This window comes from uncultured Flavonifractor sp., from assembly GCF_944383115.1.
Lineage (GTDB): Bacteria > Bacillota > Clostridia > Oscillospirales > Oscillospiraceae > Flavonifractor.
Genome location: NZ_CALWOJ010000073.1, coordinates 1 through 10,483, shown reverse-complemented (window position 1 = coordinate 10,483; position 10,483 = coordinate 1). Strand labels below are relative to the sequence as shown.

11 protein-coding genes are annotated in these 10,483 nt (G+C 60.7%); 3 read left to right on the top strand and 8 right to left on the bottom strand.

Going from position 1 to position 10,483, the window contains the following annotated elements; all coding sequences use genetic code 11:
* From Q0K43_RS08330 to Q0K43_RS08295, 8 genes are all read right to left on the bottom strand, one after another.
* On the bottom strand, positions 1-689 hold a 689-nt coding region (locus Q0K43_RS08330; protein ID WP_297290093.1), incomplete at its 3' end, for a PHP domain-containing protein.
* 32 nt (positions 690-721) lie between these two features.
* A complete protein-coding gene (gene whiA / locus Q0K43_RS08325; protein WP_297290092.1) occupies positions 722-1,615 on the bottom strand; it encodes a DNA-binding protein WhiA in 894 nt (297 codons plus the stop codon).
* A 13-nt stretch (positions 1,616-1,628) separates the two neighbouring features.
* On the bottom strand, positions 1,629-2,645 hold the full coding sequence (locus tag Q0K43_RS08320) for a gluconeogenesis factor YvcK family protein (protein ID WP_297290091.1): 1,017 nt from the start codon (positions 2,643-2,645) through the stop codon (positions 1,629-1,631).
* 13 nt (positions 2,646-2,658) lie between these two features.
* A complete protein-coding gene (gene rapZ / locus Q0K43_RS08315; RefSeq protein WP_297290090.1) occupies positions 2,659-3,519 on the bottom strand; it encodes an RNase adapter RapZ in 861 nt (286 codons plus the stop codon).
* 11 nt (positions 3,520-3,530) lie between these two features.
* A complete protein-coding gene (gene murB / locus Q0K43_RS08310) occupies positions 3,531-4,445 on the bottom strand; it encodes a UDP-N-acetylmuramate dehydrogenase (RefSeq protein ID WP_297290089.1) in 915 nt (304 codons plus the stop codon).
* 66 nt (positions 4,446-4,511) lie between these two features.
* Complete coding sequence (locus Q0K43_RS08305) at positions 4,512-5,261, bottom strand: glycoside hydrolase family 25 protein (protein ID WP_297290088.1); 750 nt, start codon at positions 5,259-5,261, stop codon at positions 4,512-4,514.
* A 109-nt stretch (positions 5,262-5,370) separates the two neighbouring features.
* The gene (gene brnQ, locus Q0K43_RS08300) at positions 5,371-6,660 is read right to left on the bottom strand and encodes a branched-chain amino acid transport system II carrier protein (protein ID WP_297290087.1); all 1,290 of its coding nucleotides are present in this window, start codon (positions 6,658-6,660) and stop codon (positions 5,371-5,373) included.
* A gap of 123 nt (positions 6,661-6,783) precedes the next feature.
* Complete coding sequence (locus tag Q0K43_RS08295) at positions 6,784-6,954, bottom strand: DUF362 domain-containing protein (protein WP_297290086.1); 171 nt, start codon at positions 6,952-6,954, stop codon at positions 6,784-6,786.
* 146 nt (positions 6,955-7,100) lie between these two features.
* Here Q0K43_RS08295 and Q0K43_RS08290 point away from each other — a divergent pair, with 146 nt between their 5' ends.
* The 3 genes from Q0K43_RS08290 to Q0K43_RS08280 are packed head-to-tail and all read left to right on the top strand — an operon-like array spanning position 7,101 to position 10,274.
* Positions 7,101-7,292 (top strand): hypothetical protein, encoded by a 192-nt coding sequence (locus Q0K43_RS08290; RefSeq protein WP_297290085.1) that lies wholly within the window; start codon positions 7,101-7,103, stop codon positions 7,290-7,292.
* Positions 7,285-9,774 (top strand): ATP-dependent Clp protease ATP-binding subunit, encoded by a 2,490-nt coding sequence (locus Q0K43_RS08285; RefSeq protein ID WP_297290084.1) that lies wholly within the window; start codon positions 7,285-7,287, stop codon positions 9,772-9,774. Before Q0K43_RS08290 ends, Q0K43_RS08285 begins: the two co-directional genes overlap by 8 nt.
* Entirely contained in the window at positions 9,759-10,274 is a 516-nt protein-coding gene (locus Q0K43_RS08280; RefSeq protein WP_297290083.1) for a DUF4358 domain-containing protein, read from the top strand. Before Q0K43_RS08285 ends, Q0K43_RS08280 begins: the two co-directional genes overlap by 16 nt.
* The last annotated feature ends 209 nt before the right edge of the window (positions 10,275-10,483 follow it).

Here is a 10,483-nt window from a genome sequence, read left to right as displayed (position 1 = left end):
TCCACCGTCTTGCCCATCTGGATGCACATGAGGGTGTCCTGCATCTGGGCGTCCTCCCGGCGGAGGTAGTGGGCGTCGTTGGTCACCACCAGGGGGATACCGGTCTCCTGGTGAATGCGGATGAGACCCTGGTTGACAGCGGGATCGCCCGGCAGATTGTGGTCCTGAAGCTCCAGATAGTAGCCGTCTGCCCCGAACAGCTCCCGCATCTCCAGAGCGGCGGCCTTGGCCCTCTCGTAGTCCCCGGCCAGGATGCGACGGGGCACCTCGCCGGACTGGCAGGCCGACAGGGCGATGAGTCCGCCGCAGTGCTGCCGCAGCAGTTCCTTGTCGATCCGGGGGCGGATGTAGAAGCCCTCGGTGAAGGCGCAGGAGTCCAGGTAGCACAGGTTGCGGTAGCCCTCCTCGTTGCGGCAGAGCAGGATCAGATGGTACATGGCGGCATCCAGCTCGTGGACCCGGTCGGTGCGCCCCCGGGGAGCCACATAGACCTCGCAGCCGATGATGGGCTTGATGCCCTCCGCCTTGCAGGCTTTGTAGAAGTCCACCACGCCGTACATGACCCCGTGGTCGGTGATGGCCACGGCAGGCTGCCCCAGCTCCTTCACCCGCTTGACCAGCAGGGGAATGCGGCAGGCCCCGTCCAGCAGGGAGAACTCAGTATGGACGTGCAGGTGGACAAAGGACATGGGGATACCTCCTTATGGGCATAGGATATGGGTTATTGTTTGGCCAGCTCCATCAGCTTGCGCAGGCGGTGGTTGAATGCAGACTTGCTGACCGGCGGGTCGCACAGCTCCGCCAGCTGGGAGAGGGTAAGTTCCGGGTGGGCCATGCGCAGGTCCACCGCCTCCTTCAGCTTATCGGGCAGATCTTCCAGCATCCCCCGCGCTTCCAGCTTATAGATGGCCTCGATCTGGCCCTGGGCGGCGTCCACCGCCTTGTCCAGGTTGGCGGCGTCACAGTTGACCCGGCGGTTGATGCTGCCCCGCAGGTCTTTCTCCATTTTGGCGTTCATCAGATCCATTGCCGCCAGGGGAGCGCCCATAGCGGTAAGAAAGTCCTCAATGGCGTCGCTCTGCTTGAAGTAGGTAATGGCATTGGCTTTGCGGCGGCTCTCCTTGGGAGAGAAGCCCATCTCCAGCAGCAGGGCGTGAAGTTCCCGGCTCACCGACAGGTGGGAGGTAGCCAGCTCCAGGTGGTACCGCTTGGCGGGATCGGTCACCGAACCGCCGGCCAGGAACGCGCCCCGCAGGAAAGCGGTGCGGCAATGATCCTCCTCCAGCACGGCGAAATTGATGTGGTGAACCAGCGTCTCCGCCGGGTCATGGCCAAAGACGGACCACAGAGCGGACAGCTTGTCCGGAGCGGTGATGGAAAAGATGCGTTTGCCCGCACCCTGGGGGGGCAGACGGTCAAAGCGCACCTGAAAAGCCTTCTGAAAAAGTTGGGGCAGCCGGTCGGCAAACTCCGGTGACTCCGTGGTAATACGGATTTCCGCAGGTGTGGACAGGGAGCAGTAGAGCAGCACGCCATAGGCCTCCGCCTGGGCGCAGCACTTCCGATTCAGCGGGGCGCGGCACAACTCGGCCTTGACTTGGGTGGAAAAGGACATGACAAGGCCCTCCCTACAGAATCCGGGTGGAGGCCCGCTCCTCATACAGTTCCATCACAGCGGCGGACAGCCGGGTAAAGGAGTGGCGGGCGTAATCCAGTGTCTCAGAGGCCAGGGGCCGGGTGACCAGCTCCACACCCAGGGCCTCGATGGCTTCCTGATCCACCACAATGGGGGCTGCGTCCTCCTCTTTGTAACGCTCCAGCAGGCCGGGGCGTACCGGGGCGGAGTTGCAAAGACAGATATCCACCAGGCCGGGGCCGGAATGGTGGAGCAGGGCCCTGACGTGGTCGGAGGCGGTCATGCCCTCGGTCTCGCCGTCCTGGGTCATAATGTTGCAGATGTAGATCTTCATGGCCTTGGAGGCGCATACCGCCTCTGAGATGCCGTCCACCAGCAGGTTGGGAATGACGCTGGTGTACAGGCTGCCTGGGCCCAGCAGGATCAGGTCCGCCTCCTCAATGGCGCGGATGGCCTCGGGCAGAGCCTGGGGGTGTTCCGGCAGCAGACGCACGCTCTCGATCCGGCAATCCTGGGCTTTCTTGAAGTCGCTGATTTTGGATTCTCCCTGGACCCTGGCACCGTTTTCAAAAGTGGCCTCCAGCCTCACGTTGGCGTTGGTTACCGGCAGCACCCGGCCGGTAATGGCCAGAACCTGACTCATTTTGGAGACCGCCTCGTCAAAGGAGTGGGAGATGCCGTTGAGAGCCGCCAAAATCAGGTTGCCGAAGGACTGGCCGGTGAGGTTGCCGGAGCCCTGGGGGAAACGGTAGGTGAGCAGCTGCTGCATCACCGGTTCCGCATTGGCCAGGGCCTCCATACAATGGCGGATATCCCCCGGTGGCGGCATGCCCAGATCCTGACGCAGGATGCCGGAACCGCCGCCGTCATCGGCTACGGTAACGATAGCGGTCAGGTTTTTGGTATGATTTTTCAGGCCCCGGAGCATGGTGGACAGCCCGGTGCCGCCGCCGATGGCCACGATCTTTGGACCCTGGGCCCAGCGGCGCTCATAAAAGGACTGATACATGGCTGCCCCTCCTTTAGGCCCGGGTCATGTCCCGGTGATTTTCGGTGGCCTGATACCCCTTCTGCTTGATATACTCCGCCAGGGCGTGGGTAATGGCCACCGAGCGATGCTGGCCGCCGGTGCAGCCCACGGCAATGACCAGCGCCGCTTTGCCCTCCGCCACATAGAGGGGGAGGAGAAACCCAATGAGATTTTCCAGGTACGTCATAAAGTCGGTGGTCTGCCGGTATCCGAACACAAAGTCATATACCCCTGCATCCAGCCCGGTCTGGTGGCGCAGTTCGGCAATGTAGTAGGGATTGGGCAAAAAGCGTACGTCAAAGACCAGATCGGCCTCAATGGGAATGCCGTACTTGAAGCCGAAGGAGATGACGCTGACGCTCATCTCCGGTGTGTCCCCGCCGTTACCGAAGAGACGCAGTACTTCGCCCCGCAGCTTGGCGGTGGAGAGGGCGGTGGTGTCGATGATGTACTCTGCCCGCTGACGGACAGGGGCGAGGACGGTGCGCTCCAGGCGCACGGCTTCGTCCAGGGAGTGGGCGGAGCCTGCCAGAGGGTGGCCTCGCCGGGTCTCTTTGTACCGCTTGATGATGGTTTCCACGCTGGCTTCCACAAAGAGGATCTTGTAGGCGCAGCCCATCTCCTGTAAAGCGTCCAGGGCGGAGAACAGCCCGTCAAAGGTCTGGCCGCCCCGGATATCGGTGACCAGAGCCACCCGGTCGTACCGGGCGGGGGTGGCCATGCACAGCTCGGCAAATTTGGGGATCAGCGCGGCAGGCATGTTGTCCACCACATAAAAGCCGGTATCCTCCAGAAAGGAGGCGACCTTACTTTTTCCCGCGCCGGACAGGCCGGAAATGATGATAAAGTCCATGCCAACTCACCTCAAAACCCCAAAAACTTTACTTCCGGTTCCAGAGAGACGCCGGTCTCCCGGAGGACGGTGGATTGTACCAGGTCGATCAAACGTAGCGCGTCGTCGGCGGTGGCGCCGCCCCGGTTGACCACAAAGCCGGCGTGCTTCTCCGATACCTGGGCGCCGCCTACCCCGACGCCTTTCAGACCGCACTGCTCGATCAGCGCACCGGCGAAATGGCCCTCGGGCCGCTTGAAGGTACTGCCGGCGGAGGGAAGCTCCAGCGGCTGTTTGGTGCGGCGTTTCTGGGCCAACTCCTCCATTTTGGCCTTGATGGCCGCGGGGTCGCCGGGGGTGAGGGCAAACTCGGTCTCCAGGATCAGCCAGTTTGGGTGGCAGGTAAAGAGGGTGTGGCGGTAGGTCAGTTCACATGCCTCGGCGGGCAGACTTCTGAGCTGGCATTCATCGTCCAGAAAGGTGACGGTGGTAAGAACCTGGGACAGATCGCCGCCGTAAGCCCCGGCGTTCATGGCCACGCCGCCGCCCACGCTGCCCGGGATGCCGTGGGCAAACTCCAGACCGGTGAGGCCGTGACCGTACGCGGTGGAGGCTAACCGGGACAGCAGCAGGCCGCTGCCAGCCCGCAGAAGGTCTCCGCAGTGGGTCACATGATCCAGGCCGCCGGTTTTGAGTACAAACCCGTCATATCCGTTGTCTGATACCAGCAGGTTGCTGCCGTTGCCCAGATAGAAAACAGGTATGCCGGCAGCAGCGGCAGCCCGCACTGCTTCCACGGCCTGCTCCGTGGTTCGGGGCAGCGCCATCAGACGGGCCGGACCGCCGATGCGGAAGGTGGTGTGGGCAGCCATAGGCTCATATTCCCTTAGTTCCATCTCTGGGACATGACGTTTCAGTTGTTGAAGAAGGGTATCAAACCGGTCCATAGGGGCCTCCTTGCCGTTGGATTGCATATTGGTATTATATCAAAATCAGGGGGAAATTAGAAGTTCTTATCCCAGCCCAAAGGCCTCAAACTGCTCTCTGCTGCCCCGAAATACATTCAGGTCAATGAGGGACTGAGCGCCATGGTAGCCGTCCAGCCGGCCGCTATGGGAGTACTGCCAGAAGTCCCAGCGGGGCACCAACGGAAAGATGGTGGGGCTGGAACACCAGATGGGATAATCGTCATATTTCCCGCCGGCCAGGTAGTTGTAGTAGGAGCGGTAAGTGACATAGAGGATGGGCTTTACGCCATAATGCGCCTCCAGCCGCTCCAGCAGGGGGTCCAAAATGGCGTGGACCTGCTCCTTTTCCGGCGGACGCTCCAGGTATTCACCATAGAACTCAATGTCGATCACCGGCGGGAGGGCACCCTGGGTGACGGGGACCTGGCTGATAAAGTTGTCGGCCTGGGTGTCGCCGGGGCTGTCGTAGCTGAGGAAGTGGTAGGCGCCGGGACGCACCCCTGCCTGCCGGGCACCGGCCCAGTTAGCTGCAAATTGCCTGTCCTGGAGCAGAGAACCTTCCGTTGCCTTGATAAAGGCGAAGTCCACCCCCTGGTCCGCCAGAACAGACCAGTCCACTGTCCCCTGATAGGAGGATACGTCCACGCCAAACACTTCCCACTGTTCCGGATCGGCTTCATGGGAATACAGGATCAGTCCCCGCCAGCGCAGCAGAGCAAAGGCCAACAGGATCGCTGCCGCCACAAGGAGCAGGATCAATACTGTACGCCGCAGAATGCGGAAGAATCGTCTCAAAAGCATCACCAAATAAAAGGGATTCAACAGACATTATCATACCCGTATATGGCCTAAAACGCAAGAAAAAACCAACGGGACACCGCAGAGCGGCATCCCGTTGGCAGGATCAACGTTTCCGGCCGGAAAGGAGCAGACCCAATACAATTCCCACGACGGCGGGAATGAGCCATCCCAGATCCATAGAGGCCAGCGGCACATAGTCCAGGAAGGAAAGGGCAAGCCCCGCATCCTGAAGGGCATAGAGCAGACTGGTCACGCCCGCAAATAGAACGGCCACCGGATAGACCAGCCGCCGCCCCTCCAGCCAACGCTGGAAGAAGGAGAGGACAATGAGGACGATGGCCATCGGATAGAGTACGCCCAGCACCGGGGCAGATACCGAGATGATCTGTGCCAGACCGGCATTGGAAATCACCATGCTCACCAGAGCGAAGAGGACGGCCCAGCCCTGGTAACTCAGGCCGGGGAACAGTTTGTGGAAGAACTCGCCGCAGGAGCTGATGAGACCAACGCACACGTTGAAACAGGCGATGATGAAGATGGCGGCCAGCAGGGCGTTGCCCAGCGGGCCGAACAGCAGCCCAACGATGTTGGTGAGGGCGGCAGCGCCGTCGGTGGGGTTGGGGATCGCGCCGCCGGACAGAGCGCCGATGTGGGCCAGCATGGCGTAGACAACGAGCAGCAGCGCCCCTGCGATCACGCCGGAACGGATGGTGCCTTTGACTACGGCGCCGTCCTCTTCCACCCCTCTGGCCCGAATGTTGACGGCAATGACAATGCCGAAGGCCAGCGCGGCAATGGTATCCATCGTCTGGTAGCCGTCCAGGAAGCCTTTAACAATCGGATGGGTGACAAAGTCGCCGGTGGGCGTGCCGTATCCGGACAGAGGATTGACCAGGCAGCCCACGAAGGTGACCACGATGAGAACCACCAGGATGGGGCAGAGGATCTTACCCAGCCGGTCGGTGAGCTTCTCTGGCCGCAGGGCAATGACCAGAGCGGCGGCAAAGAATACCAGAGAGTAGATCAGCCGGAAGAGGGAGAGAGGGGCGTCCGGTCCGGCGAAGGGGGGGATCGCCATCTCAAAGGAGGTGGTGGCGGTACGGGGGATGGCCAGGCAGGGACCGATGGCCAGGTAGGCGGCAATGGTGAAGGCCTTGGAAAAGAGAGGATGCACCCGGTTACACAGCGTATCCAGACCACCGGAGCGGGCTACCGCCACAACGCCCAGCACCGGCAGGCCCACGGCGCTGATGGCAAGCCCGAGAAAAGCGGGCCAGGTGGCAGTGCCTGCCTGCGCGGCGATACCTGGGGGGAAGATCAGATTACCTGCTCCGAAAAACATGGAGAATAACGTCAGGCCTACCAGAAGCAGGCTTTTTCCCTTTAGCTGCATATCCATCCTCTCTTTCTGGGCGGGATTTCCGCCGGTTGATTGGCCAAAGTTCATCTGTAAATGCTGGAAGTAAAAACAGCGGCATACCTGTGGTATGCCGCTGTTTTTTACGTAATGCGCCAATTAGCCCTGGGAAATAGCACCCGTGGGGCAGGCGTCGGCACAAGTACCGCAATCGATGCAGGAACCGGCGTCGATCACGTAGTGGTCATCGCCCTGAGCGATCGCACCCACGGGGCAAGCACCCTCGCAAGCGCCACAGCTCACGCAAGCGTCGCTGATGACATAGGCCATCGGATCCACCTCCAAACTTCAAAGCTAACGCTATTGTATCATAACTTTTCAAAATTGCAATGCTAAAATGTGCGTACACTGGGTATATTTTTTTGAGGCGGGAAAAATGATAACTGCGTTGGGCGCAGCGGGAAGGGAGAGATTCGATGGAGAAGACATCGATGTTCCGCATGGAGGCGGCGGGTAGTCTGACTCCGGAATTGAACGGGGCCCCCAGCAGCGGGGCTCATCCGCACAGAACAAAAGAAAAGGGGCGTGGCACAAAACATGAAGCCCGTGAAGAGAAAGCACAGGCTCTTTCCGTGGAGAAAGAGCAGGCGGGGCGAGAGCATGAATGAGACCCGGTTCACCCAGCGGGCTCAGGCCGCCCTCCGGCTGGCCCAGGAGAGCGCCGCGGAGCTGGGCCACGGCTATGTGGGCAGCGAGCATTTGCTGTTGGGCCTGGCCAGGGAGGGCCGGGGCGTGGCGGCAAAGGTACTCCAGGCTGCCGGATTGAGTGTGGAAAAATTAAAAGAGACGGTTGTGCAGCTGGTAGGCGCAGGTACGCCGGGAAATGCGCCCTCCCAGGGGCTTACTCCCAGGTGTAAAAAGATCATCGAATTGTCTCTTACCGAGGCGGTGAGCCTGGGCCACCAATATGTGGGCACCGAGCATCTGCTCCTGGGCATCCTGCGGGAGGGAGACGGAGTAGCGGTACGGGTGCTGAATGCTGCCGGCGTTGAGCCCCGTCGGCTGCGGGCTGATGTGACCGCAGCCATGGGAGAGGAAGTACCGCCGCCCTCTTTCCGCGGCAGCGGTAAACCCAAGACCGAGCGGGATTATCCTGGAGAATCCAAATTGCTGGAGCAGTTCGCCCGGGACCTGACCCGGATGGCTGCCGGCGGCCAACTGGACCCGGTAGTAGGTCGGGACAGGGAGATCAGGCGGGTGATCCAGATTTTGTCCCGGCGGCAAAAAAATAACCCGGCCCTCATCGGTGAGCCAGGCGTGGGTAAAACGGCGGTGGCTGAAGGCCTGGCCCGTATGATGGTGGCTGGCGATGTACCTGATGAACTGCGCCGCAAGCGAATCATTTCCCTGGATTTGTCGGCTATGGTGGCAGGGACCAAGTACCGGGGCGAGTTTGAAGAGCGGGTCAAAAATGTTTTATCCGAGGTGCGTCGGGTGGGTGACGTGATCCTTTTCATTGACGAACTGCATAACATTGTGGGAGCAGGCTCCGCCGAGGGCGCCATTGACGCGGCCAATATCATCAAGCCGGCCCTGGGCCGGGGCGAGATCCAGGTCATCGGCGCCACCACCACCGAGGAATACCGGAAATATATCGAGAAGGACGCCGCCCTGGAGCGGCGGTTCCAACCGGTGCAGGTGAGAGAGCCGGATCAGGAGACGGCCCAGGCCATCCTGTTTGGGCTGAGGGATCGGTACGAGGCCCATCATCGCATCACAATCACCGATGAGGCCGTTGCCGCTGCCGTCACTCTGTCCAACCGATATATCGGGGACCGCCGCCTGCCCGATAAGGCCATTGATCTGATGGATGAGGCGGCGGCCCGGGTACGTCTGGATCGTTTGGCGGCGCCGCCTGATCTGCGCGCGCTGGAGGACAAAGTGATCCGTGCCCGGAGTGAAAAAGAGGAGGCCATCCGCAATCAGGATTTTGAAAAAGCCGCCATGCTGCGGGATGCAGAGGAAGACTTCCGCCGGGAACTGGATCAACAGAAGGCCCTGTGGCGGGCCGGCCAGAATGCCGGAGCCGTAACAGCGGAGGATGTAGCTGCGGTGGTATCCGGTTGGACGGGAGTGCCGGTCACGACCCTGACCCAGACAGAGAGTGACCGGCTGCTGAAACTGGAGGAGGAACTGCACCGCCGGGTGGTAGGCCAGGAGGAGGCAGTCAAGGCGGTGGCGCGGGCAGTACGCCGGGGCCGGGTAGGCCTGAAGGAACCGGAGAGGCCCACAGGCTGTTTTCTTTTTCTGGGCCCTACCGGCGTGGGCAAGACCGAGCTGAGTCGGGCCCTGGCCGGAGCCCTTTTTGGCAGCGAGGAGGCCCTGTTCCGCTTTGATATGTCGGAATATATGGAAAAGCACTCCGTTTCCCGGCTGATCGGTTCGCCTCCCGGCTATGTGGGGCACGAGGAAGGGGGTCAACTCACGGAGAAAGTACGGCGTCGGCCCTACTGCGTGGTACTCTTCGATGAAATTGAGAAGGCTCACCCGGATATATGGGGTATCCTGCTCCAGATCATGGAGGACGGCGTGGTCACTGACGCCCAGGGCCGTAAGGTGGATTTCCGCAATGCGGTGGTGGTACTCACATCCAATGTAGGCGCGTCCAAAATTACCGCAAAAGGCAGCAAGCTGGGCTTTTCCGCCGCACAGCACAAGGACGGCGAGACCCGGACCCCGGAAGAGCTGCGGGCGGCGGTGATGGACGACCTGAAAAAGGTATTTCGGCCGGAGTTTCTCAACCGGCTGGATGAGACCATCGTATTTACCCAGTTGGGCCGCAGCGAGATCAAAGCCATCGCCCGGCGTATGCTCTCCCGGGTGGGGGAGCGGCTCAAGGTTTTGGGCGTAAAACTTGTTTGGAGCGATGAGGCGCTGAATGCCTTGGCCAGATTGGGCTTTGATCCGGATTATGGGGCCAGACCTCTGCGCCGGACTATCCGCACACGGGTGGAGGACCCGGCGGCGGAATTGTTGTTGAGCGGATCCGTGAGCGGGGGAGATACCCTGTTGGTGGACGGGGCAGGCGATACGCTGACTCTGGCCAAACAAGAAGTAGAAAAGGAGAATGAACCATGCGAAAATATCTGATTGTTCCTATGGTGATCCTGATGCTGGCGACGGCAGGCTGTGCGGACAAGAAGGAGGACAAGAAGGATCTGACGACTGCGGAGCGGACCCAGCTCTATCAATCTGCCATTGAATCAGCCCGGGACGAAGAGATGAACGAGGCGGTACCGGTCATTACCTCTGGCGAAGCAGATATGGCGGAAGCCATTTTCAGCCTGATCGGTGTGACGGAGGAGGATATGCAGGCCTACGCCATTGCCATCTCTCCCGTAAATGTAAAGGCCTACGGCATTGCGGCTATTCTGCCCGCTGAAGGCCGCGAGACTGTGGTGTCGGGAGGTTTGCAGGCCTATATTGACCAGCAGAAGAGCAACTTCCAGCAGTATCTGGCCGACCAGTACGAAATTGCACAGGCAGCCAAATTGGAGACCCTGAAAGACGGCACCATATTGATGGTCATGTGCGAAAACTCGGACACGGCGGCAGACGCCATTAAAACCGCCATCGAGGCCGGCACCTGACGGCAGCGCGTGAAATGCAACCCTTGAAAGCAGACGCTTTCAAGGGTTGCGGCTTTTTCAAGGATGTACTATAATAAACCAGTCCGTAATCAACGAAGTGGAGGCCTGTTTATGCAAGCAAGAGCCAGCGGGATCCTGCTTCCCGTATTCTCCCTGCCGGGGCCTTACGGCATCGGCACGCTGGGCAAGCCGGCCCGGCAGTTTATCGA

What these genes read in the sequence shown, in the direction of transcription:
- whiA (WP_297290092.1), bottom strand. Translation starts at nt 1,615, where the DNA reads ATGTCCTTTTCCACCCAAGTCAAGGCCGAGTTGTGCCGCGCCCCGCTG.
- Q0K43_RS08320 (WP_297290091.1), bottom strand. Translation starts at nt 2,645, where the DNA reads ATGTATCAGTCCTTTTATGAGCGCCGCTGGGCCCAGGGTCCAAAGATC.
- rapZ (WP_297290090.1), bottom strand. Translation starts at nt 3,519, where the DNA reads ATGGACTTTATCATCATTTCCGGCCTGTCCGGCGCGGGAAAAAGTAAG.
- murB (WP_297290089.1), bottom strand. Translation starts at nt 4,445, where the DNA reads ATGGACCGGTTTGATACCCTTCTTCAACAACTGAAACGTCATGTCCCA.
- brnQ (WP_297290087.1), bottom strand. Translation starts at nt 6,660, where the DNA reads ATGCAGCTAAAGGGAAAAAGCCTGCTTCTGGTAGGCCTGACGTTATTC.
- Q0K43_RS08295 (WP_297290086.1), bottom strand. Translation starts at nt 6,954, where the DNA reads ATGGCCTATGTCATCAGCGACGCTTGCGTGAGCTGTGGCGCTTGCGAG.
- Q0K43_RS08290 (WP_297290085.1), top strand. Translation starts at nt 7,101, where the DNA reads ATGGAGAAGACATCGATGTTCCGCATGGAGGCGGCGGGTAGTCTGACT.
- Q0K43_RS08285 (WP_297290084.1), top strand. Translation starts at nt 7,285, where the DNA reads ATGAATGAGACCCGGTTCACCCAGCGGGCTCAGGCCGCCCTCCGGCTG.
- Q0K43_RS08280 (WP_297290083.1), top strand. Translation starts at nt 9,759, where the DNA reads ATGCGAAAATATCTGATTGTTCCTATGGTGATCCTGATGCTGGCGACG.